The sequence below is a fragment of the Candidatus Hydrogenedens sp. genome (genome assembly GCA_035361075.1).
Classification (GTDB): Bacteria; Hydrogenedentota; Hydrogenedentia; order Hydrogenedentales; family Hydrogenedentaceae; genus Hydrogenedens.
The window spans coordinates 1,176-24,493 of sequence record DAOSBX010000031.1 but is presented as its reverse complement, the minus strand read 5'-3'; the positions used below and the strand labels follow the sequence as shown (position 1 = coordinate 24,493).

Genomic DNA, 23,318 nt, shown 5'->3' with positions numbered 1-23,318 from the left:
AGTCAGACGAGTCGGACAAAATTTAGAATTAACCATTAAATTAGAGGTAAAATAATTAATTAAACAAAGCAAAGGAGGTTGTCGGTATGTCTAAGGTTCTTGTTTTGTTAGCCCAAGGTTGCGAAGAAGTCGAAGCGGTAACTGTAATTGATTTATTAAATCGTGCTGGCGTTGAAGTAACAACCGCCTGTTTGGATAAGGAAAAGATAATACATGCGAGTCATGGTGCATTACTTGTAGCCCAGAAACTTTTAGATGAGGTATTAACGGAAGAGTTTGATATGGTAGTTTTGCCTGGAGGTTTGCCTGGAGCAGATAATCTTGCAAATAATGCACGGGTGATTCAACTTATAAAAAATATGGCGAATTCTGGGAAGTATGTATCGGCTATTTGTGCCGCTCCACATATACTTGCCCAAAATGGACTGTTGGATGGGAAGAGAGCAACTGCGTATCCTGGATTTTTAAAGAAAAAGGACTTCCCTAAAATTGAGATTTGTGATGATGCGGTGGTGGTATGCGGTAATATTATTACAGGGAGAGGTCCAGGGGTTGCGATGGATTTTGCTCTTGCTCTCATTGAGGCTTTGGAAGGAAAAGCCATTCGCGACAAGGTAGAGGCGACATTGGTTCGGTATTAATTTCGTTATTGTGGTGTTACTGTCTCTGTATCGGAGGGGGTATCTACAGTATCCCGAATGATACTGGGTGGAATAACGTGAATATTTGAGGTCAGTGGGAATTGCACCCCAATAAGGCTTGGGAAAATAACTTCAAAAAAGAGTGCGTTATATTGATGAGACACGAGGGAGATATTTGTTCTATAGGTACCTTCCGCAGATTCGGTGAGTAATTTGCATTTCCAGTCTTTGTTCGATGAATCGAAAATATCACCTCTTTTATCTTTGCTACAAAACCACAATCGACACTCCACCGCTTCTTCACCTACTTTAACAGTGCACTCGCCATTAGTTCCGATATGCCAGCGGAAAACGGGCATACTGCGTTGTCCTAAAATCCGCTGGTAGAACACCTGAATGGTATCTTTGAAATCATACAGGCGGACAGAGGAAGTTAAGGCGTAACTTGGGCGTACTTGTTGCGGTAGGAATGCATATTCCCGCGACATTTGCACGTGGGGATAAACGACCCAACAGGTAGGTTCGGGAATATCGGAAATCATTTGTTCTGACCACGTACCGAGATGATTGGATGCCTCGGTACCCAATGAAATGATTAGTTTGGGTATGTTCAAAGAGGAGCGGTAATAATAAGGGTCGATAACCTGAAGAAGATGTTCTCCATCTCCCGCCTCAAATAAGGCAAGTATCCCCGCATCATCCATCTCTGCAAATAGGGCTGGAAGGGTCATCTCGTCAAGAAGGAACCGTTTTACCTGCTGTTCTATGTTGAATGAAAAATTATTAATTCCAGCGACACCAATTACTCGCTTGTCAACCGCAGGAACCAGCCATGGAACAAAGAACGGAGCATCTCCACAGAGAACAAATTCCTTCACTGGAATTTCTGAACGTAAGTTTTTCAAGAAGAAGTCCTGAATGGCATCCATCGCTTTTACAATGGACTTGACTATTGGACAAAATACAATCCAACCTGGGTCGTGCGTTTCGAAGTATTGCTGAAGACTGCGGTTTATAAATTCAACGGGTGTAAGATTGGTGACCTTGGTTGGTGTTTCATAAAATCCGACATTGTCGCGGGGAAAACCTTCTAATATCGCAACAACGGATTTCGTAGATACCGCAAGGGAAATGAAATAGGGTGGCACATCACTCATTGGGACTTCGCTGGTTGAAAAACCTTCTGTGAGAACCATCATCCCAATATCTTTTACCCGCTGTTTAGGGACAATTACGGTTAACCAGTGGCGCCACAATGGAGGTACCGTTTTCTCAGGATGCCAGCTCTGAGAGGTAAGGTCCAAAAAATATGCCTTATAGCCTTCGCCTTGTTTCTCACCATACACCTCAAAATGATAATTATCATCATCGCTATTTTTTAAATAATCGGACAATACTTTTGAGTAGTCATATTCAGGTTTCTCTTTATCCGTTAATGCTGTTGAAGTTGTTTTTGCCTCCTGTGATTCTCTATTTAATCCCCCATGGTAATATGTATAAACCATAAACCCGCTCAGCATTAAGGACACGAGTGAGATAAGCAGAAGTATCAACACAAGAACGTTATTTTTTAACCCTGAAGGAGAACCCTGGGACGTTGCTACTTCAATAGGTGTCATTGTTCCAGGGATTGGCGAATAAGGTGTGTTCATAGGGTATTGCGACCCTGACGGTGGAACAGGAGTCATCGTGTATGCGGGTCCTGTGGGCGGGGCAGATGTCGGTGTTGGGGTTTGTATTTGTGCATTCATTCCAGAAGTTGGTGATGGTGTAGGTTGAAAACCTGTCATAGGAGTCCCTTGTCCAGCAGGTGTGGCATACATAGGTGGTGTTCTGACCGTATCACCCACTGCTCCAGAACCATCAACAGGTTGGGCATACGTATTCTCTACTTTCTGAAGTCGCTGGCTATCTGATGGCGGGGTTAATGGATAATTAGGCTGTATCTCACGCAACGGCGTAGTATGCTCAGGACCTGGGACACCTTCTTCCTTCAAGACCATCGTCTGTTGGGCTAACGGTGTTTCCCCTGACTCATGTTTTATAATTTCTTTTTCTATTTCACGAAGACGTTCCGCAACTTCTTTGCCTGTGGCAGGTCTGCCTTCTGGATTTTTGGTAAGGCATTGCGATATAAGTTTTTCCAGTGCTACTGGTAGGTCTGGGTTTATTAATCGCACTGGCGTCGGAGGTGTGTCTGTATGCTGTCGCATCAAAGCAAGGTAATTATCCGCTTCAAAAGGTAGGCTCCCTGTAAATATGAAATAGAGAACAACACCTAATGAGTATAAATCCGATTGCGGAGTTGCCTCTTTACCCAAGCACTGTTCAGGCGACATATATGCTGGCGTCCCTAATACATTATGCTCACCTGTTAGTGGGGTTAATGAGGTATCTCTAAGTCGAGCAAGATTGAAATCCGTTAATTTAACAATTCCATTTTCATCTACAAGGATATTCGCTGGTTTCACATCTCGATGAACAATCCCTGCTTGATGTGCTAAGTATAATGCCTCTGCTATCTGCACGCCAATACCAATGCGTTCTACAAGGGATAAATTGGGATGTTCACGCAAATAGCGGTCTAAATTCTTCCCATTGACATACTCCATCACTAACGCCAACCGCTGATTTTCCTCAACAATATCGTAAATCTGCACTATCCCAGGATAGTTCAGTCGTGCAGCACTTTGTGCCTCGCGTAGGAACCGAGAAACACGACTCGGCTCTGAGGAATGCTGAGGATGGAGCACCTTTATGGCGACTTCACGTTTCAGTCGCGGGTCAAAACCGCGGTAAACAACACCAAAACCACCTTCTGCAATTCGCTCATCTATACGATACACGCCAATATGTGAAGGTATGTCACCTGAGAGACTTGACACGTTATGTTTTATTCCTAACTAACATTTATTCACATTATATTTTAACTATATCGATAACTTATATCCCAATCCAAATATAATAGGGACAAACATCCCCTCTTTTTTAAAATACCGATACACAAAAAATAGTTCACTAATTCATGACAAATAATTATAATTTCTCACTATTTTTATCTTTCTCAAAAACACAAAACGTCTTGTAGGGTAAATACATGTAAGCAACGATACAGGATAGTCGAGGTTCATCCCAATAAAGTGGCGGTTGTATGAACGAACTCGTGTGTTTGTTTATATTTCGGTCGAATCAATGGTGCCTGCACCTATGACGATATCATTATTGTAAAAGACAGCGGTTTGTCCGGGGGTAATTGCGGATTGGGGTTCATCGAAAATAACACGGACAATTTTCCCATAGTCGTCAACTTTTTCTAATTGTGCGGATGCGGGCTCATGGCGTAATCGTATTTTACATTGAATTTTCATAGGTGTTTCGGGTGCATCAGGAATAGAGACCCAATTGCAATCAATAACTTTCATAGTTTGTTTCAGGAGGGCTGTTTTACGCCCAACAATAACACGGTTATTTATGGGGTCTAACCCGATTACATAATAGGGGTCACCCGCTCCGCCTATGCCTAAACCTTTGCGTTGCCCAATGGTGTAATGGATAATTCCGTGATGTTTCCCTAAAATATGTCCCTGCTCATCCACTATATCTCCTTCTTTCACTTCGTCTTCTCGGAATAGCACATCGTATTTATTGCTCTCTAAGAAATCCTGACTTTCGCTTTGGTCTGCCAGTTCTGGGAAACCTGTATTGCGTGCCAATTCACGAATGTGCGTTTTTGTAAAGTTTCCTAATGGGAATACAATCTTTTTCAATTGCTCCTGTTGTAACATGGCGAGGAAATAACTCTGGTCTTTTTCACGGTCTATACCGCGAAGTAATAAATACCGATTTTGCACAGGGTCAAAATGAACACGGGCATAATGTCCTGTTGCGAAATAATCGAAGGGAATACCCGCTTTTTGTGCTCGTTCTATAAGAAAACCGAATTTTATGGTGCGATTACAACGAACGCACGGATTGGGTGTGCGACCCGAGAGATATTCCTGACGGAAATACTCCAATACCGCTTTATTATATTCATCTGCGAGTCGGATAACATGAAAGGGAATTTCCAACCGTTCTGCGACGGATTGTGCCATTGCAATTTCCTGCTCTTCACCAGGACCGAAACATCCTTTTACGCCAGTATCTTGCAATGGGAAGCGATTATCCCATAGAGACATGGTCAAACCAATGACTTCACATCCCCGCTGTTTCAATAGCCAAACCGCCATTGAAGAGTCCACCCCACCACTCATTCCCACCGCTACTTTTGTCCCTGGTGGAGGCAGTAAATCTAAAATTTGTTCCACAAATTCCACGATGTTATTGCCCTTAATAATGTTTCATTCAATAGATAAAGTATTATAAAAGAACAGGTGTTCCTAAAAATATTATTTCTTCTTTTTTTTAATCCATTGGGAGATATTGATTAGTAATTGGAGGATGCTTTTTTCTCTTGGTTTGATTAAGGGTTTGATGTCTTCAATTTCTTCACCTATCTCGACATCGATGGATTCCGATTTGCGAATTGCCAGTACCTGTGAAGGGTAGATGCTTCTATGCCCAGTGATTACAAAACTTATAATACAAGCAATTGCGGAGTATGCGGCAATATTGGGACCGAACATCTCTACCGCTAAAATGCTGGAAGAAATAGGTGCATTTGCTGAGCCTGCAAGTAGAGCCACAAAACCAATGGATGCAAAGGTAGCCCTATCGAGACCAGATACCTCTGCAAAGAGGGTTCCAGCAGTAGCACCGATGAAGAATATTGGTGTAACGACACCTCCACTTCCTCCAAAGTGTAAGGTAATGGATGTAAAAATAATTTTCATCAGAAATGCATATTCGACAACTCGTTTCCCTTCTAATGAACTTACAATGGTATTAATACCTAAACCTAAATATTTATCTGAGAAAATGAATGTTAAAAGAACAAGGACACATCCAGCGATAAATGACTTTATGGGTTTGGGTAGGGACAATTTATTATGTATTTTTTCGGTTACATTCATTGTTTCAATAAATATAAGCGAACAGAAACCGAAAAAGACACCACTCAGGATAACCATAATTAGAAAATATTCGTTGAAAGCAAAGGAGAATTTTAATGGATGATAAAAATAGGTAATGCCGAGAGATGAAGTAACATGGTAACTAATCAAACCTGAGACAAAAGAAGGCAGAAGAATATCATATAGTAGACTACCGATATATACTACCTCTATTCCAAAAATAGCACCTGCAATAGGCGTCCCAAAGACGGATGCAAAACCAGCACTAATACCACATATCACCAATTTTTTTCGGTCTTTATCGTGGAGCCTTAATATATCGGCAAATAGAGAGGATAAACCAGCACCGATTTGTGCACAGGGACCTTCTTTGCCACCAGAACCACCCGAAGCAATGGTAATTACGGTTGTGATGAGTTTTATGGGAACGACGATTGCTTTGATTTTGCCCGAACGTCGATGAATGGCTTCAATTACTTTTTCTGTGCCATGTCCTTCTGCATCTGGAGCTAAATACCGTACAATAATACCACAGATAACCAATGCTACAGGGAGAAGTAAATAATAGTGATTATAGGAATTAGTAACGTTTATGCAGTATGTCAATATTTTTAAGAAGATGGCGGTTGATACACCAACAATAATCCCTACTATTATTGCTAAGGTAATCCATTTGACTGTACTGACAATTAAAACAAGTTCTTCTTTTAAAAGTTTTTGCATGTCATAACCTTAGTAGAAAGTAAAGAAACTGCCTCCTCCATTTTTATTAAAAAAAGACAAATAGCTTTGGTAACCATTATGTTAATCTTTTCTTGAAATATAAAAGACATACTCATTAAGGGAACTGCTCATAAGATGGTGGGCGGTGCAGGACTCGAACCTGCGACCCCCTGCGTGTAAAGCAGATGCTCTGACCAGCTGAGCTAACCGCCCTTATCAACTCTATTAGGGATTATTATCTTATCAAAATAAAAACGCCAGTATCAATTTTTCGAATTATTTTATAAAATGTTTAGACGGAGAAGAACTTTTAAAATGGGAATGTCTATCTTCTCTTACTGTTATTCAACTCATTTTTTAGGTTTTTTATTCAAGTTTTGAAGCAATTCAATTTAATAATTCGATTATCTAATAATAAATATGATATGATTGAACATTTAAGTAGATTCTCTACCGAAACAAGTTGGAAATATAGAAGAAACAAATTTAGGAAAAAACGATGTATTGCCCAATTGACAAAGATGAACTCCTTTACCTTACATTGCAGGAAGACATTGGTCTTGGCGACAAAACAACAGATGCTATTGTTCCACCAGAAGCGAGATGTAAGGTAAAATTAGTTGCCAAAGCAGATGGTATTTTAAGTGGTTTGGATGTGTTCCGTCGGCTATATGAAATCAGTGGAGCAGACATAACCAATTGGAAAGACCTTCCTGATGGTAGTCATATTAAAAAAGGACAGGTCATCGTTACGTTCGAGGGTTATGCCCGTCCAGTCCTAACAACGGAACGTGTCTCATTGAATTTTTTGAAACATCTATCGGGTATTGCCACACTTACATCAAAATTTGTGGAACGAGTGAAAGATTTGCCTGTGCGGATTTGTCATACTCGCAAAACGATGCCTCTTCTTCGGGCGATGGAAATTGAGGCGGTAGTACATGGGGGTGGACATCGACATCGTTTTAATCTTTCTGATGGCATTCTTATTAAAGAGAATCATCTTGAAGTTGCGGGCGATATTGCTACAGCTATCAAGCAAATTCGTGAGCGGGTATCTCATTTAGAGCGGATTGAGGTAGAGGTGAACACATTAAAGCAGGTTAAAGAAGCCCTTCAATCTGGGGCAGATGCTATCCTGTTGGATAATATGAATTTAGAAGAAATAAAGTCCGCTGTAAAAGAAGCCAAAGGCTATCCTGTATTGTTGGAAGCCAGTGGCAATATTACGTTAGAACGGGTACGACCCATTGCAGAGACAGGCGTGCATATTATTTCGGTAGGAGCCATAACACACTCCGTTACTGCATTGGATATTTCATTATTGATAGAAAAAGTGTAAACACAGAAACAGGATAGATACACATAAGGGAAATATATGCTTTTAGTGATTGATGTTGGAAACTCAAATATTGTTATCGGTATCTATCAAAAAGAAAAGTTAATCCAACATTGGCGGGTTGTAACCTCAAACTATCGAACAGGTGACGAGTTCCATCTTCTTCTCACGATGCTATTCTATTCCACCAATATTAAGCCTTCCCAGATACGAGGCTGTTGCATATCCAGTGTTGTGCCAGATGTTAACCCAGCGTTAATTCATCTTTGTGAACGTGCATTCGGTTTCGAACCGCTAATGGTTGAGCCTGGCATCCGCACAGGCATTGTCCTCCAATGTGATAATCCAAAAGAGGTGGGTGCAGATAGAATAGTGAATGCTGTGGCTGCGGTAGAAGAATATGGTGGACCTCTCGTCATTGTTGATTTTGGAACAGCCACAACTTTCGACGTAGTCACTGCAAAAGCGGAATGGTTAGGTGGGGTTATTGTTCCAGGTATTCAGCTTTCTGCTGATGCATTGTTTGAGCACTGTGCCAAATTACCACGAGTAGATATCTCAATTCCACATTCTGTTATTGGGAGGGATACTGTTAATAATATTCGTGCTGGATTGACCTTTGGTTATGCAGACCTTGTTGATGGGCTTATCAAACGGATACGGGATGAATTGGAAGCACCTGCACAAGCAGTGGCAACAGGCGGTTTAGCACCTACCATTGCACAGATTTCTAAAAATATTGATATTGTCGACCCACTGCTAACTCTAAAAGGGTTGAAAATTATCTTTGAAAAAAATACACGGGGCAACGCATAATGAAATGGCTACATATTTTATTATCTTGTCTTTTACTCCTCTGTTCTTGTTCAAAAAAACCTTCTGCCCCGACAACTGAGAATACAAATCCAGCAAAAACATCTTTGGAAAGTATGGATGTAACCGGTGTCGACCTATACCACCATGACCCAAGACCGACCTTCGGTGAGGCACGAAAACCCACCTTATGGTTACATGCCGAAAAATTCTCCGTCATCGATGAGAACACCTGGAAAGTTGAAAACATCCGTGCCACCATTTACGATACGCAATCAGGTAAAGAGCACATTAAAATTTCCGCCAAAGAAGGGATATTCGAAAAAATGAAGAGTGCTTCTCTAAAAGGGGATGTTGAAGCACAAATGACAGACATAACCTTCACAACAGATGCTATTGAATGGAAGAATCGCACAGAAACAGAACCTGCTAAAATACATACACAAGGGCACGTAGAATTGAATGGGACTGATATTCATCTTCTTGCTTCATCTTTAATTATTAACGCCGATACAAAAGAATTTGAACTGGAGGAAGTCTCTGGTGAAGTTCCACTGGTTTTAAGGAATCCAACATGAAAAAACAATTTGTCTCAATATTTATATTTACCATAATATGCGTCATAGGAAGTGTAAAATCTGCCCAGACACAGGACGGTTTAAATCTTGGGAAATATTCCTCCATGAAAATAGAACACGTAGGGAAACTTAAAGGATTACTTCAACAAGGTATGAGCATTCGTGAAATGACTGGTGGAGTAAGCATAGTTTTGCTGTCCCAAGACCCAAATACACCTGCCATGCCAATTAAAGCGGAAAAAATGACGTTCGAATGGGAAGAAGGTCAAAACACACCATCAACAATACGTATGGAAGGGAAGGTTTACCTTGAACATCCAGAAGGTAAACTCACTGCTGAAAAGGCTGTCTGGGATTTCAAAAAAGAGGTCGTAGAATTTTCTGGAAATCCAACTCTGGATAGTCCACGGGCACAAGGATTAAAAGGTTCAAAAATTGTTTTAGACTTCAAAAACAACACTATTGACATCGAAAATCTTCAGGCAGACATGATACCCCTTCAAGTAGAAGGTGGTGGTGCATCTTCTGGTGGAGAGTCCACCTTACCATTACTTGCTGAGTCGGATATCTCTGATTGGGGAAAATTTATAACTGAATTAAAAAAGCAAGCCCAAAGTGAAACGTCAACACCTGGAAAATATTTATTAAGTAAGTTTGATACAACTGCACGAAACCAATTTTTATCAGCACCGATGGACTTAATTCTGCAGAGAAAGCAAGACCTGATAAAACAAATAAACCGATTGCTGAGAAAATCGGACTTCTACAACAAAGAGGCATGGGCAAAACAAACCTTACCCGAAACGGCTATTGAATTATTGGGCAAATCGAGCCTAACACCAGAAGAACAAGTAAAACTTAACCGTATCCTGCTACAGGTGGCCTTCCCTGATTCAGTAAAACCCTTATAAAAGGATATATTAATATGGATAGACAACCTCTACTCGAGACGAAAGAATTAGTAAAATCATTTCGTAAGCGTGTTGTCGTCCGCAATGTTTCGCTATCCCTTTGTGCAGGAGAAGTTGTAGGGTTACTCGGTCCAAATGGTGCTGGTAAAACAACTACCTTTAACATGGTTGTCGGCTTATTAAAACCAGACAGCGGGAACGTATTTTTCCAAAATCAAGACATTACGACTTTTCCTATGTATCGACGGGCTCGGTTCGGTATTGCATACTTGGCACAAGAACCGTCTGTGTTCCGCAACTTAACTGTAGAACAAAACCTGCTTGCTATATTAGAATTTCTACCTGGCACAGAGACAGAGCATAAAGAGCGAGCACGCCAGTTATTAAAAGAACTCAACATCGAACATCTGGCAAATCAATACGCATACACCCTGTCTGGCGGAGAGCGACGGAAAACAGAGATAGCACGGGCACTTGTGACACAACCTAAAATATTCCTACTTGATGAACCCTTTGCAGGTATTGACCCAATCGCTATTAGTGAACTCCAAAACATGGTTATCGACCTAAAAAATCGGGGTATCGGTGTACTTATAACAGACCATAATGTAAGAGACACTCTCGCAATTACTGACCGAGCCTATATCATCAGCGAAGGACAGGTTATTTGCACAGGAACAGCCGAACAAGTCTCTGCCAACGAACATGTCCGAAAAGTTTACCTTGGCGAACAATTCCGACTAACTATTTAACTTCCCAAAAACATATTATTTTCCATTCCTTTACGCGCACATTGTCAAGTAAATCTGGAATCAATTTGTATTATTCAATAATGAAATGAAATTAAACAAGGAAATAATTTGTTAGATACTCAGGAAAGGAGATAAAAACATGACTAAACAAAAAACACAAAAAGTATCAGCAGGTGATAATGCCCCTGAATTCAAACTTAAAAGTTATAAGGGTGAAGATATTCAGTTATCTAACTTTAAGGGGAAGTATATTGTTGTTTACTTCTATCCTAAAGATGATACACCAGGGTGCACCATTGAAGCACGTGGTTTTCAGAAATTACTCGATAAGTTTAAAGCAAAAAATGCAGTGGTTCTCGGTGTAAGTCCTGATTCAATGGAATCGCATTGTTCTTTCGCAGAGAAATACAATCTCAATTTCTATTTATTATCTGATGAAGGGCATAACGTTGCGGAACAGTACGGTGCATGGGGAAAGAAAAATATGTACGGCAAAATATCAGAAGGTATTATCCGTAGCACTTTTCTTATCAGTCCTGATGGTAAAGTTATCCGTGCATGGTATAAAGTAAAGCCTGAAGGTCATGCTGAAGAGGTTCTTAACTCTATTCCTTAAACTAAAAATCGGCAATAAAGAATTGTGGTTACTTGCCGACAACTCGGTCTCTGGTGAATTCACGCCACAGCATAAAGAAAACGGATAGAAATAAACCTACGATAGTAACTATTGCAATGGTTATAATTGCACGGATTGGACCGACAAAAAATATTTCTTTTTGAAAAATACCAATTATTGGGACAACAGTTGCGTTATATTGTTGTGTGGCAAGAGGTGGAAAGGTAGAATCTAAATATTTTTGAATAGTCCAGAAATCGACGATTCCAGGTATAACATTGGCTATTTTTTCCCAGCCAAAGAATAGGATAACACCGATAATAATGGGGTGGTTCGTTGCACAGCCTAACATGAAACTAATTGCACCGTATCCCAATAGTCCCATAATACCTACACCTACATATCGGAGTAAAAGACGAATTCCTATTATATCTAAATGAATATTGCCTAATATGACACATGCTAAATAGGTCAGGACTATTCCCAAGAACAGTAACATACTCGAAACAATAAGATATGAAACGAACCGACCCATAATCCATGCGAACCGTGAAACAGGTCTGGTCAGTAGATATATCACGGTCAGGGAATCGATTTCTTCGCGAATGCCTATCAACCCGATGAATAACGCCAGTAATGGAGTCAGTGTATGGATATAAATTTGCTCTGATAATCGAACAAATATCTGCAAACCACTTTCCCGAAACAGAGTACGTGAGAATAGAGCCACAAAAATAGGAATTATAACTGGCAAAACACAGATGATAGCCATTAACAGGAATCGGTCGCGTCGTAGGGTAATTGTTAAGGCATGGAGGAATGATGTTCTAAAATCTATAATAATATCTTTTACTTTTTTTATTCTCAACAAACTCATAGATTTATAAACCTCGGGGAATATGGGTTGATATCAGGTATTGGAATACGGACTGTAAATCTTCATCTGCACACCGAAAACTATAAATTGGAACCTTTCCGTCTACAACAATCTCATTGATAAATTTAAATGTTTGTATGGGGTCTAATGTATGCACTGTTAGTTTTTGAGTTTCGAAGTTTACTGTTGTAATGTTTGTGTCGAAACTTAATAGCTGGTAAATCTTCTTGGGTTCTAACGTTTCGATAACGATAGTCCGTGGGTGATTCTTGATTAAATCTCTAATGTCACGTATTTTTCCGAAAGCAAGGACTCTTCCGTTATAAATTAATATGACTGTATCGGTAACCCGTTCTACTTCATGGAGTACATGGCTTGAAAATATAACTGTTTTCCCTTCATTTCCAAGGCGAATAACCAAGTTGAATAAGTCTTCTCTGGCAGAGGGGTCTAATCCATTCATAGGCTCATCTAAAAATAGGATTTGCGGGTCATGTAATAAGGCTTGTGCCACTTTAATTCTTTGTCGCATTCCTTTGCTATATGTTGCAATCGGGTCATACATTCGGTCGGTCATTCGTACCTGCTCTAAAACTTCCTTAACGCGTTTTTGTCCTGCTTCTCCTACCAGGCCTGAATATCTTGCCAACCAATATAAGAACTCGAAGCCACTAACTTCTTCAACAAAGTGGTCCATTTCAGGACAATAACCGACCTGTGAAATTATACGAAAATTATTGCGTGGTCTTTCTCCGAGGACACGAATTTCACCACGACTTGGCCTATACAATCCCAATGCTAATTTAATAAAGGTTGATTTTCCTGCTCCATTTGGACCAAGCAGACCAATAACACCTGAAGTAATCTGGACAGTCACGTTGTTTAATGCGACTACTTCGTTAAACCATTTGGAAAGTTCTTTTGTCTCTATTTGAATATCCATACCTATGTTATCCCCTTTCTGCTTTCCGCACCTGTAAAATGCAGATTAAAAGGCAGATTAGTGATGTTAGAAAAATATACATAAACATCCATGTGGCATTCACGTCCATTGTGCGGAAAAAGATATTTCTATCTACATCGAATATTTTTTGTCCCATAAAGTAAATAGCCACTGGGAATGAAATCTGCATGTAGTTCATATCTCGCATAAAATTAGATAAGAGCCCTGCTAAGGAGGTATTAGCAATAATAATGGTTACGACACTAATTACAGTAATGTTCTCTGTGGGAAAGACACTCGAGGCACAGACAATCCCCAATGCTGTTGGTATGACGATAACGGAGGAGAATAAGAAGCTATTCCCCATAATGGGTATATAAGAAAACATGTCTATCCATGTAGAATTTTTCTTGGTAGCATAATCTACAAACATTAGCAAAATCGATGGTATAAAAGTTAGGCAGTAACCACAAAAAGCAACTGCAAAGATTTTCCCCGTTAAATAATCATACCAGTGAATAGGTTTTGAAAAATAAATATCCCAAAGCCGATTTTTACGGTCTGCACATATTGCTCCTGCACCTACATAGAGTAATACGAGAAATACGATAGGTGCCTGCAATCGAATAAAATGGTAATATAACTCACTATCCACCTTTAACCACACTACAGAACGAATCACAGGTGCCAAAGGATGGTTAGGGTCTTGCATTGCCGCATTGTACATAATAATCTGAATAAATCTTGCAATAGGCTGTAATAAACCTAATAAAGCCAGAAGCTGGAAGATACGTGCGCGATTCCATAATCGCACTTCTTCGAGAAAGACAACCCACCATCGGAAGTGGCGAAGATATTTTCCTTCAAAAGGTCTGTATGAAAACGTATATACTGGCATATTTTACTACACCTCTTCTTTCACCAATGATGATTGAAAAAGAGTCGTAAGGTCCCCACCCGCAGGGACAAACATACGGATGATGGTATTGGCTCTTTTGGCACAGTGGAATAGTTCTTCCCTTGTAAGTGAATCTGGCAATTTTACGGATAAAATACCACGAGGTAGCACCTCAAATTGAATTCCCATGCGAGTAAGTTCCTCCATAAACAGGTCTTCATTATCTTGAACGGACACTTCATAATGATTTACTTTACTTTCAAAAAGTGATTGCAAATCTCCACAGAAAACCAATTTGCCCTTATTCAAAACCACCACTTGAGAGCAAAGATTTTGTACATCTGGCAGTAAATGGGTTGAAAGAATGGTGGTAACCCCACGTTGAACTGAAATTTCTTTTATTAATTGTAACATTTCTAAGCGTCCATCTGGATCTAAACCATTGGTCGGTTCATCCAGTATCAAAATCTTTGGGTCATGTAGGATGGACTGAGCCAATTTCACTCGTTGTAGCATACCCGTAGAATAGGTCTGCATAGGTCTATATCTTGCTTCCTGTAATCCTACATAGTTTAATACCTCGTGGGAACGTTCCAGAGCATCTATATATGACATTCCAACAAGTCGACCACAGTAGACAAGGAAACTTACCGCTGTAACTTTCGGACTAACAACTTCACGCTCTGGCATGTGCCCGACTATGGCTCTAACCTTGAGAATGTCCTTCGGCAATTCATTCCCCGCAATATATATTTTGCCTTGCTGAGGACGGATGAAGCCCAAAAAACTACGGATAAGCGTCGTTTTTCCTGCACCGTTCGGTCCAATTAATCCGATGACCCCAGGCTCTAAACTAAATGAGATGCCATCTATTGCAACAAAGTCTCCATACGAAACCTTTAAGTTTTCAACATCAATTAATGCCACTGAATAATGCTTCCTTATTTCTATTTTTTACAATCGAACCATGCAATCAATATTCATTACGGGTTCTTCACCTTTAACATCAACGATAACTGTATACACATACCGAACACCACGGCCAAATTGAACATAATAAATATCCAATTGCCATTCACCAGTAGGGACATCTTCAAAAACGAAATTTCCCCCCAATGGATTAACCATGGTGCTCATACTTCCGACCAATTCATCCATATTAACGATTTGTCCGAAAGCATACGTTCTTCCAGAAGGTGGACGTAGTAATGCTATACCTCCAATAGGTGGAGCAGGATTGCAACGTCCTTCAATTCGGGTTCCGCCCATTCGGCCAAAATCAAATCGTGTTGTTTGTCCCTCTTTAACTTCAACTGGAACACCCCTTGTTTCAAAAAGTCCACTCATATTTATATCTTCAACCTCATTGACATCGGAGGCACCTACAGGTGAAGCAACTAATTGATATACACCGCTTGACAGTCCTTCAAAGGAATAATAGCCACTTTCATCAGCATTTGTTGTTTTTAATCCACCTGGACCTAAAATAATGACCATTGCATTTCCTGCCAGTTTACCATCAATATAAATATGTCCTTCCAATCCACCTCCTGAACTTAGTGTAATGGTAATATTTTCCATTCGCTGTCCTGGATTAAGAGATATTAAACCACTATTAGCCATTGCATAACCTTCATGTTGGGCAACGACAACATAGTTACCTTCTGCAACTGCTTCAAAACGGAATGCCCCATCATCTCCGACACCTTGAACCTTTGTCCCAGTTGCCTCGTCTGCTAAAAGCACTTTACTCATCGCTTCTGTCTCTGATTCGGCTCGAATTAAAAATACCCTCGTTCCTTGTGGGTTTCCACCACCTCGGATAGTAACCTTTCCTGCAAGGACAGCCCCTTGTTTCGAAACATATATTTTTACCTCGACGGTCTCTCCTTCACGCACTGTGACTTGAGCCCGTCCTTCAACATACTCTTCAGCCGTTGCGACAAGGTCAAAGGCTCCAGGACCCAATTCAAGTTCAAATCTACCCTCTTTATCTGTAAATGACCCCTCAACGGGTTCGGTTGTATATTGAGCAAATGCAATATCACCCGATTCATCAGCACTATAAGCGGAAGGAGTTGCCTTAATAGTAAACGGTTGTTCTAATGGTGAACCCGTCTCTTTAACAAGTACCTGTCCACGGATAACGCCAAAGGTCTGAAGAACAATATCCGTTGGCTGATTAAAGCGGACGTTATATAGTGTGCGTGTAACATACCCAGGATAGGAAACACGCAACTCATAATACCCAATATTCACACCATCAATTCGATACATTCCTGAACTATCCGTAGTGGTAGAATGTTCTTCTGATTGGAAACCTGCTGTGGTTACCCCTTCCAGATTCACATCCGCACCACTTAAAGGTTGTCCTTGTGGATTCGTTACTTTCCCGAAAACAGAAAGGTCTCCTTTATCAATAGGCTCTAATGTGAAGTTGATACCATCAAGCCGAGAAAAGCCATCACTTGAAATCTTTACTCCTGAAAGAGGCACTTTAAATCCTGCTTTCCATGCCATAACCTGGAAATTTCCTGGAGGCAACCCCGTTAATAAATAGGTACCATCTTCTTGTGATGTCACACTACGAAATGCAGTAGGTTGGTCTAATGGAGAAAAAATAGCACGATATTCAGGCATACATAGCACCTCTGCATTTGACACAGGTTTCCCATCGGTATCACGGATAGAACCAGCCACCGAACCGCCATCGAACATATTAATATCAACCCTTACAACACGGTAAGAAGGGGTTAACGCAAAGACATCACTTAATTGTGGGGTATAATTTCCTTCAGCGGTTACATAGAGTCTCCATTCTTGATTCAGAGCCACACCACCTAACTCGTAATACCCAGTACTGTCTGAGGATGTTGACTTTGGACCCTCTTTTGTCAAAAACGCATTAACTGCCTGTGTAAAAATACTTTGTGAGGTGGTTAACATAATTTGTGCACCCGATACAGGTTCTCCTGACATATTCATTATATATCCCCATATCATACCTGCGGGCTCAACTTTGAATATAATCCCTTTTTGTGAGTCTTTTGGAGACACCAAAGTTACCTTTTTATAGGGAATTTCCTTTTTACTTGGCAAATACGGTGTGCCTTCTACTGAGACATATAAGCCATAGGTGCCTGGTATTAATCCTGTCAGTTTAAAATTGCCTTCTTCATCTGTTATTGACGTGCTTTCAGGTAAGAGTTTTCCCTGTTTAAGGAAAGGATTGGAGCCCTGATCAATAAAAATCTTGATTCCACTTGCCCCCGTATTGCTTCCCTCTTCGACCACTTTTCCTTCAATTGTTCCTCCTTTATATAATCGAATAACGACCTCTGTCGGCTTTGTCTCTTCTATATTAATAGACGATATCTGTTCCTCTTCCTGTATATAATCTCCTGATTTTACAACAATCCTCATACTTTCTTTACGATATCGCTCTAACTCACCACTATACAAAGACAACTGTGCGATGCCCTCGGTATTGGTAGAAAAAGGTCCACGAACCTTTCGCGATTCAATATAATATTGAGAGGCATCCCTTCCTGTAATGGAACTGGTTATTGTTGGACCTTTTTTATGTGTCATGCCTGTAGCCAATAAAACCTGTGCACCTGCAATAGGTTGATTTGTTTCACCATCCAATACTTTTACAATAACCGGGAACTCTTTTTGTTCCTGCTCAATGTCTTCCTCTGTTTTTGGAGTGGACTGTGGAGAGGTTTGTCTCTCTGTTTTTACAGGTTCTGTAGAAGATGGCGTCTCGGGAAGAATCTCATCATATTGTTTTGTTGGCTTCGGTGATGAGGTTGGTTTACCTTCATAGGAAATTTTTGAGCGAGGTGGTGCTTCCGGTTTTTCAGGGGCTAATAAGAACGCAAGAGCAAGACCTATAATTATTAACAATACTAAAACAAAAACTGCTTGTATAACTCCCTTGGAAAGGAAAATTTTCCAATTCATAAATAGTATCCTTTTTCTTTATTCCATATATGTACAAATAGCCTTTCTATTATAACGAAAAAAAGGGGTAAATGACACACGGGGAAAAAAGAAATGAGGTAAAATCAGGCACTTTACCCTCTACCCCTTATGCTTTGGGCGATTTTGCCCACGGGACTAATAGTAACACTAAGGTACTAATGCCTACTGCTAAACTTATTAAAAATGAGTAAGAGCCTTGATACCTTGTCCAGAATGTCTGTAATATTGTCTGATAGTAATCCCAGTAGCCACGGCTTGCATCGGAGCCATACCAGAAAACAACAGACCATTTGTAAAAAGCCACTGAGAAAATGACACCAAATACTATTGTTAACACTGTTATTACAAATCCAGTCATTAGGTAACGGAAACGCATCCGTTCACGCTCTCGCAACTCATGTAATTTCAATCGTTTAACTACTTTTGAATGTAAAGTTATGGGAGCTGGAATTAATTTCTCGTCTCTCAGAACAGACTCTATAAAAGCATCTAATTCATCTTCATGGGGTATCTTTGCCATTTGGGAATATCTCCTTTTCTACAACTTTACGAAGCTGTTTACGTGCACGGAACATCCATGTTTTTAATGTGCCAACTGGTATATCCATAATTTCTGCAATTTCTTCATACGAAATACCATTTAAATAATATAATGTCAATACGGTTGCATACCGGTCCGAGAGTCGTGTAACACATTCACGTATCTTCTCTGCAATTTCATATTCATTTACTTTACTTTCTACACTACCGACGGGCGTATTAGGTTGTAAACCAACCTCACAACGTTTTTTCCGACGGCTTAATTCGGTCAAACAAACACTACATGTAACCCGATATAACCATGTAGAGAATGAGCAATCTCCACGGAAACCTTTAATATGCTTAAAGGCTTTAATAAATGCCTCTTGAGCCATATCTTCCGCAAGACTTACATCACGCATAAAGCGATATGCAATATTAAACACTACTTGTTGGTATTTACGAACCAATTCTGCATACGCTTCCGTGTCGCCCTTACGACTTCTTCGAACTAACTCCAACTCTGTACATTCGGGTTGGTTCTCTGTAGCCGTTGGATAAACGGCAATTGCTCCTTGTGAAGGTGAAGAAGCCGAACTAAATAATTTAAACATTATTTAATCCTTTTACTTATTATTTAGACTGATTATTTATTAACTTGGTTTCTCTACTGAATAAGACGAGATATTAATATTTTGCCATTCATAGACGTCAATTTCAAATCGGCGACTCCCTTACCGATTTGTTTTTCTATTAAACTGACCTGAGTTCCAGGTAAAACATCACCCAATGGGAACTCTGATGTGATATACCCTCGATTCGTTTTTGCAAGGATTTTTGATGAAAAAAGTTCAGGAAATGACAATGATATATTACCGTTTGTAACACTTAAATCACACAGTTCAATGTTTTCTGTCAGAAGAGACGCTTGAATATTCCCATTCACCGAGTTTGCCTTTATTTTACCTTTTTCCGCTGTGATATAAATAGCACCGTTAATAGTTTGAACATCCGCACTGGTTGTTACATTCCTAACATCAATTCGACCTAAAATTGTTTGGGCAAAAACATCACCCTCAGGCTGGATAATTGTAATATCGCCTTGATTGGCTCGGACAGAAACATTTTTACAGCCAGCGGTAATATAGACATTCCCTCTACTCATAACATTTATTTCTATATCTATTTTTTCTGGAACCGTTACCTGGTAATCAATACGGAATTCTACCCCTTCTGGACGGGAATGGGGTTCTGTTTTCAGAGATACTCTTGTATCACTCTCAATAATCTGGAACAGTTTCTTATAAAACTTCATCACTTTATCGCGGTCTCTAAATCGACGAGGATACCCACGAATATCTGCAATAATACTTATCTTTGAGTTCTTGCCCGGTGTTATATTGACTGTTCCATCAACATTATCAATTTCTAACTTTTCCCTCGGCTCAAATGTAAACGTTCGAACTTCCTGAAAGTAAGGTCTTGATACCTCTATAGGTAAACGTTCACTTAATACACCGATTGTAAATAGCTGAACTGCAAATAAAATAAATAAAGCGGCCAAAAAACTTTGTAATAAAGAGTGGGCACCAAAGCGTTCAAGGAACCAATGTGCAAATGTTCTTATCATTAATTGTTTAACCTATTTTTGCTCCACCTTGATCATGTATCAACTTTGTCCACACCATAAAACATCCTATTTTTGTCTATCGTATTATGTTAACGTTTTTATCTCTTGTTTAGACATCTTATCCTATATGTTATGTTTCGGAACGACGAGGTGATTTTTCTATCAAATATAATGTAACATCTTTAACTTCGACTTATTGTCAGACAAATTTTGTGTCTCTTATAATAAAAAATATAAAGCTGTATAGTACGTTTTGAAATATGATTTTCCTTTTTGAATGTATTGTAATAAATAATACATAATAATATAATTAATTTTAGAATTAGAGTTTCATTTTTTTTATAAATAAAAGCGTCTGAGGTGCTCTCATGTTTGTAGTATTTGTTTACGTGCATGTAAAACCTGATTGTATCGATGCATTTCGCAAAGAGTCGGAAAAGAATGCTCTGGAAAGTCGAAAAGAGCCAGGAGTCATTCGCTTTGATGTTCTTCAACAATTAGATGACCCAACACGATTCGTTTTGTATGAAGCCTATAGAGATGAAGACGGAGCAAAAGCACATAAAGAAACCCCACATTATGCACAATGGCGTGATGCAGTCGCTCCAATGATGGCAGAACCGAGATATAGTGTAAAATATAACTTCTGTGTAAAAATAAATTGAACATAACAAATAGATTTTTATTTTAAGGAGATTTGATATGACAAAAAGGTATATGGTTAGTTTCAATTTTATAATTGTAGTCGTTTTAACATTCATTCTTTTCAATGGATGTGCACGAACATTAAAAGATACAAGCGGTTTTGCTGAGGAAAAAGTCATCACAGTAAAAGCACCTTTCGACAAAACATGGCAAGCAACAAAAGAAACGTTGAAAGAAATGAAATTGGACATTTACACAAGAGATAAAAGAGGTGTGTTTGTTGCATTTGACCAACCGAAACGGAAATGGATGCAACTGAACAGAATTAAATATGAAATTCGATTGGGAAGTGTAAAATCAGAAGAAACACGTATCTTTATCTCTGCTATAAAGCAAATTTATGGGGTGACGCTACTAACAAATCCCGATTGGCATGACCGTAAAATAAAAGGTAAAACCAAGTCTGATGATATCATTGCTAAAATAGTAGAAAAGACTGGGGGAAAAGTTGAAACAACCACTCCCGAAGTCCAAATTCAAGAATCAAAACCCACAGAATAGACGTTTGAGCTCCGCAGTGTTATAAGTAATAAAAATGTCGTTCATATCCGAAATATAAAGATGGGAATTACGAACTCACAATGTAAAAAGATTAAAAATGATAGGGAAACTATTTTTAAATCCATTTATATCTAATTAATTTATATTTTTTTATAATGTGTATTTATCTTCAACTTCAATATTTAGGGGTAAACATAAATATATATGCAAATAAATTAGAGGGTGATTTTTAAAAAAAATTGTAAAAATTACAAAAATATGTCATAATATGTTATAATGTAAAAAATATGTCATTTTTTTATTTTAAAAATAATATTTATGTTAAAAAAATTTTTTTATTTAATATTGTTATTTAAACAATTATTGGAGGTTATATGATGTTTAGTTATTACTTAGAAAAAAATGAGAATTCATATCTATTGAAAATCCTATTTGTTTTTACTTTATTTATTGTTGGAATTATATCCAATGGATATTCAGCAATATTTATTAGTACAATTGAAGAACTTCAGTTAATAGGGAGTAGTCCCGCATATCCATTGAATGGGGAATATATTTTAACTCAGGATATTGATGCCAGTGACACTATTAACTGGAATGACAGGGCAGGTTTTAAGCCAATAGGGACGTTTACAGGTAAGTTTTATGGGAATGGACACGCAGTTTTTAATTTATATATTAACCGTCCTACTGAATCCAATGTAGGGTTATTTGGTCATACAGGGGCTGGAGCAGAAATTACATATCTTAGAGTTGTAAATGCAGAAATTGTTGGACAAAACAAAGTAGGAATTGTTGTAGGTTATAATCAAGGGGGAAGTATTGAAGATTGCCATTCTTCAGGAACTGTATCGGGTTCTCACTATGTTGGTGGGATAACAGGAGATAACAGAGATGTTGGATATGTTATTCATACCTACTCATCCGCTACTGTCAGTGGGGATTCATATCTTGGAGGTATTGCTGGAGCAAATAGAAATCTTGTTACTCGAAGTTTTTTTGAGGGAACTGTTAATGGAACTACAAGTTATATTGGGGGTGTAGTTGGTGAAAATAGAGGCACTATTAATAATAGTTACTCTACAGGAGCCGTAAGCGGAACATCTTATATAGGTGGACTTGTTGGTAGTAATCGTGATACCGTAACTAACTGTTATTCTACAGGGCTTGTCTCTGCTTCTGGAACTTACTACGGTGGATTATTGGGGCATAATACAGCCACAGTATCAGATAGTTACTGGGACAAAGACACATCAGGACAAAGTTCTTCAGCAGGGGGAACAGGAAAGACAACCAGTGAGATGAAACAACAAAGCACTTTTAATAATTGGGATTTTAATAATATATGGGGTATTGTTGAAGGGGTTACTTATCCTTATTTCCAGTGGCAAACTGAATATGTAGTTCCATATGTTATAGGTCTTACACAGGCATCTGCAACAGCAGAAATTACCGCATCAGGTTTGACTGTGGGTAGTATAAGCCAGCAATGTAGTAATACGGTTCCTGCAGGAAGGGTTATAACTCAAAATCCTACTTCGGGTATTCGGGTTCCTGCAGGTAGTCCAGTAAATCTGGTTATTTCAACAGGGCCATGTAATACGATTGTCCCTGATGTTGTAGGTATGGCACAAAGTTCTGCGGAGACAGCAATAACAAATGCGAGCCTAATAGTTGGGACTGTAACACAACAGTGTGATAATTCAGTACCTGCAGGGATTGTGATTAGTCAAACTCCATCTGCGGGAACACCCGTTACAGGAGGAACACCAGTAAATATTGTCGTATCCTCTGGTCCGTGTACCGAAGGAGAGGGTATTGTCGAAGGAACCCCCGAAGGAACTCCCGAAGGCGAAGGTATTGTCGAAGGAAC

Annotated in this window: 21 protein-coding genes and 1 tRNA gene; 10 read left to right on the top strand and 12 right to left on the bottom strand. The window is 39.3% G+C overall.

Features of this window, described 5'->3' with window-relative positions:
• The first annotated feature begins 86 nt into the window (after positions 1 to 86).
• Positions 87 to 641, top strand: a complete 555-nt coding sequence (locus PLJ10_09975) for a DJ-1/PfpI family protein (GenBank protein HOK09975.1) — start codon at positions 87 to 89, stop codon at positions 639 to 641.
• A gap of 5 nt (positions 642 to 646) precedes the next feature.
• Here PLJ10_09975 and PLJ10_09970 read toward each other — a convergent pair whose 3' ends face one another.
• From PLJ10_09970 to PLJ10_09955, 4 genes are all read right to left on the bottom strand, one after another.
• Entirely contained in the window at positions 647 to 3,526 is a 2,880-nt protein-coding gene (locus tag PLJ10_09970) for a PhoPQ-activated protein PqaA family protein (protein HOK09974.1), read from the bottom strand.
• Positions 3,527 to 3,814: 288 nt separating this feature from the next.
• The gene (gene mnmA / locus PLJ10_09965; GenBank protein HOK09973.1) at positions 3,815 to 4,957 is read right to left on the bottom strand and encodes a tRNA 2-thiouridine(34) synthase MnmA; all 1,143 of its coding nucleotides are present in this window, start codon (positions 4,955 to 4,957) and stop codon (positions 3,815 to 3,817) included.
• 72 nt (positions 4,958 to 5,029) lie between these two features.
• The gene (locus tag PLJ10_09960) at positions 5,030 to 6,376 is read right to left on the bottom strand and encodes a chloride channel protein (protein HOK09972.1); all 1,347 of its coding nucleotides are present in this window, start codon (positions 6,374 to 6,376) and stop codon (positions 5,030 to 5,032) included.
• Between the two features lie 136 nt (positions 6,377 to 6,512).
• Positions 6,513 to 6,589 (bottom strand) — tRNA-Val (locus tag PLJ10_09955).
• A gap of 286 nt (positions 6,590 to 6,875) precedes the next feature.
• Between PLJ10_09955 and nadC the strand changes: the two genes are divergently transcribed.
• From nadC to bcp, 6 genes are all read left to right on the top strand, one after another.
• Complete coding sequence (gene nadC / locus PLJ10_09950) at positions 6,876 to 7,718, top strand: carboxylating nicotinate-nucleotide diphosphorylase (GenBank protein HOK09971.1); 843 nt, start codon at positions 6,876 to 6,878, stop codon at positions 7,716 to 7,718.
• Between the two features lie 36 nt (positions 7,719 to 7,754).
• A complete protein-coding gene (locus PLJ10_09945; GenBank protein HOK09970.1) occupies positions 7,755 to 8,531 on the top strand; it encodes a type III pantothenate kinase in 777 nt (258 codons plus the stop codon).
• Complete coding sequence (gene lptC, locus PLJ10_09940; protein ID HOK09969.1) at positions 8,531 to 9,106, top strand: LPS export ABC transporter periplasmic protein LptC; 576 nt, start codon at positions 8,531 to 8,533, stop codon at positions 9,104 to 9,106. Before PLJ10_09945 ends, lptC begins: the two co-directional genes overlap by 1 nt.
• Positions 9,103 to 10,017 carry a hypothetical protein gene (locus PLJ10_09935; GenBank protein HOK09968.1) on the top strand — a complete coding sequence of 305 codons (915 nt, stop codon included), beginning with the start codon at positions 9,103 to 9,105 and terminating at the stop codon, positions 10,015 to 10,017. The genes lptC and PLJ10_09935 overlap by 4 nt, the downstream gene beginning before the upstream one ends.
• Positions 10,018 to 10,031: 14 nt before the next feature.
• Positions 10,032 to 10,769, top strand: coding sequence for an LPS export ABC transporter ATP-binding protein (lptB, locus tag PLJ10_09930; protein ID HOK09967.1), 738 nt, complete (start codon positions 10,032 to 10,034; stop codon positions 10,767 to 10,769).
• A 139-nt stretch (positions 10,770 to 10,908) separates the two neighbouring features.
• Complete coding sequence (gene bcp, locus PLJ10_09925) at positions 10,909 to 11,385, top strand: thioredoxin-dependent thiol peroxidase (protein ID HOK09966.1); 477 nt, start codon at positions 10,909 to 10,911, stop codon at positions 11,383 to 11,385.
• Between the two features lie 28 nt (positions 11,386 to 11,413).
• Here bcp and PLJ10_09920 read toward each other — a convergent pair whose 3' ends face one another.
• From PLJ10_09920 to PLJ10_09885, 8 genes are all read right to left on the bottom strand, one after another.
• Positions 11,414 to 12,262 (bottom strand): ABC transporter permease, encoded by an 849-nt coding sequence (locus PLJ10_09920; protein HOK09965.1) that lies wholly within the window; start codon positions 12,260 to 12,262, stop codon positions 11,414 to 11,416.
• Between the two features lie 4 nt (positions 12,263 to 12,266).
• Positions 12,267 to 13,205 carry an ABC transporter ATP-binding protein gene (locus PLJ10_09915; GenBank protein HOK09964.1) on the bottom strand — a complete coding sequence of 313 codons (939 nt, stop codon included), beginning with the start codon at positions 13,203 to 13,205 and terminating at the stop codon, positions 12,267 to 12,269.
• 7 nt (positions 13,206 to 13,212) lie between these two features.
• The gene (locus PLJ10_09910; protein HOK09963.1) at positions 13,213 to 14,103 is read right to left on the bottom strand and encodes a hypothetical protein; all 891 of its coding nucleotides are present in this window, start codon (positions 14,101 to 14,103) and stop codon (positions 13,213 to 13,215) included.
• Positions 14,104 to 14,109: 6 nt separating this feature from the next.
• The gene (locus tag PLJ10_09905; GenBank protein ID HOK09962.1) at positions 14,110 to 15,030 is read right to left on the bottom strand and encodes an ABC transporter ATP-binding protein; all 921 of its coding nucleotides are present in this window, start codon (positions 15,028 to 15,030) and stop codon (positions 14,110 to 14,112) included.
• 27 nt (positions 15,031 to 15,057) lie between these two features.
• A complete protein-coding gene (locus PLJ10_09900) occupies positions 15,058 to 18,069 on the bottom strand; it encodes a carboxypeptidase regulatory-like domain-containing protein (GenBank protein ID HOK09961.1) in 3,012 nt (1,003 codons plus the stop codon).
• A 127-nt stretch (positions 18,070 to 18,196) separates the two neighbouring features.
• Positions 18,197 to 18,610, bottom strand: a complete 414-nt coding sequence (locus tag PLJ10_09895; GenBank protein HOK09960.1) for a hypothetical protein — start codon at positions 18,608 to 18,610, stop codon at positions 18,197 to 18,199.
• Positions 18,591 to 19,223 (bottom strand): RNA polymerase sigma factor, encoded by a 633-nt coding sequence (locus PLJ10_09890; GenBank protein ID HOK09959.1) that lies wholly within the window; start codon positions 19,221 to 19,223, stop codon positions 18,591 to 18,593. Before PLJ10_09890 ends, PLJ10_09895 begins: the two co-directional genes overlap by 20 nt.
• 53 nt (positions 19,224 to 19,276) lie before the next feature.
• Positions 19,277 to 20,239 (bottom strand): DUF4097 family beta strand repeat-containing protein, encoded by a 963-nt coding sequence (locus tag PLJ10_09885; GenBank protein HOK09958.1) that lies wholly within the window; start codon positions 20,237 to 20,239, stop codon positions 19,277 to 19,279.
• 368 nt (positions 20,240 to 20,607) lie between these two features.
• Between PLJ10_09885 and PLJ10_09880 the strand changes: the two genes are divergently transcribed.
• The 3 genes from PLJ10_09880 to PLJ10_09870 form a co-directional block, all read left to right on the top strand.
• The gene (locus PLJ10_09880) at positions 20,608 to 20,904 is read left to right on the top strand and encodes a putative quinol monooxygenase (protein HOK09957.1); all 297 of its coding nucleotides are present in this window, start codon (positions 20,608 to 20,610) and stop codon (positions 20,902 to 20,904) included.
• A 37-nt stretch (positions 20,905 to 20,941) separates the two neighbouring features.
• Positions 20,942 to 21,445 (top strand): outer membrane protein assembly factor BamC, encoded by a 504-nt coding sequence (bamC, locus tag PLJ10_09875; GenBank protein HOK09956.1) that lies wholly within the window; start codon positions 20,942 to 20,944, stop codon positions 21,443 to 21,445.
• Between the two features lie 377 nt (positions 21,446 to 21,822).
• The coding region (locus PLJ10_09870; GenBank protein ID HOK09955.1) for a PASTA domain-containing protein at positions 21,823 to 23,318 on the top strand (1,496 nt) is incomplete at its 3' end.

What these genes read in the sequence shown, in the direction of transcription:
- PLJ10_09975 (HOK09975.1), top strand. Translation starts at nt 87, where the DNA reads ATGTCTAAGGTTCTTGTTTTGTTAGCCCAAGGTTGCGAAGAAGTCGAA.
- PLJ10_09960 (HOK09972.1), bottom strand. Translation starts at nt 6,376, where the DNA reads ATGCAAAAACTTTTAAAAGAAGAACTTGTTTTAATTGTCAGTACAGTC.
- nadC (HOK09971.1), top strand. Translation starts at nt 6,876, where the DNA reads ATGTATTGCCCAATTGACAAAGATGAACTCCTTTACCTTACATTGCAG.
- PLJ10_09945 (HOK09970.1), top strand. Translation starts at nt 7,755, where the DNA reads ATGCTTTTAGTGATTGATGTTGGAAACTCAAATATTGTTATCGGTATC.
- lptC (HOK09969.1), top strand. Translation starts at nt 8,531, where the DNA reads ATGAAATGGCTACATATTTTATTATCTTGTCTTTTACTCCTCTGTTCT.
- PLJ10_09935 (HOK09968.1), top strand. Translation starts at nt 9,103, where the DNA reads ATGAAAAAACAATTTGTCTCAATATTTATATTTACCATAATATGCGTC.
- lptB (HOK09967.1), top strand. Translation starts at nt 10,032, where the DNA reads ATGGATAGACAACCTCTACTCGAGACGAAAGAATTAGTAAAATCATTT.
- bcp (HOK09966.1), top strand. Translation starts at nt 10,909, where the DNA reads ATGACTAAACAAAAAACACAAAAAGTATCAGCAGGTGATAATGCCCCT.
- PLJ10_09920 (HOK09965.1), bottom strand. Translation starts at nt 12,262, where the DNA reads ATGAGTTTGTTGAGAATAAAAAAAGTAAAAGATATTATTATAGATTTT.
- PLJ10_09915 (HOK09964.1), bottom strand. Translation starts at nt 13,205, where the DNA reads ATGGATATTCAAATAGAGACAAAAGAACTTTCCAAATGGTTTAACGAA.
- PLJ10_09910 (HOK09963.1), bottom strand. Translation starts at nt 14,103, where the DNA reads ATGCCAGTATATACGTTTTCATACAGACCTTTTGAAGGAAAATATCTT.
- PLJ10_09900 (HOK09961.1), bottom strand. Translation starts at nt 18,069, where the DNA reads ATGAATTGGAAAATTTTCCTTTCCAAGGGAGTTATACAAGCAGTTTTT.
- PLJ10_09895 (HOK09960.1), bottom strand. Translation starts at nt 18,610, where the DNA reads ATGGCAAAGATACCCCATGAAGATGAATTAGATGCTTTTATAGAGTCT.
- PLJ10_09890 (HOK09959.1), bottom strand. Translation starts at nt 19,223, where the DNA reads ATGTTTAAATTATTTAGTTCGGCTTCTTCACCTTCACAAGGAGCAATT.
- PLJ10_09885 (HOK09958.1), bottom strand. Translation starts at nt 20,239, where the DNA reads ATGATAAGAACATTTGCACATTGGTTCCTTGAACGCTTTGGTGCCCAC.
- PLJ10_09880 (HOK09957.1), top strand. Translation starts at nt 20,608, where the DNA reads ATGTTTGTAGTATTTGTTTACGTGCATGTAAAACCTGATTGTATCGAT.
- bamC (HOK09956.1), top strand. Translation starts at nt 20,942, where the DNA reads ATGACAAAAAGGTATATGGTTAGTTTCAATTTTATAATTGTAGTCGTT.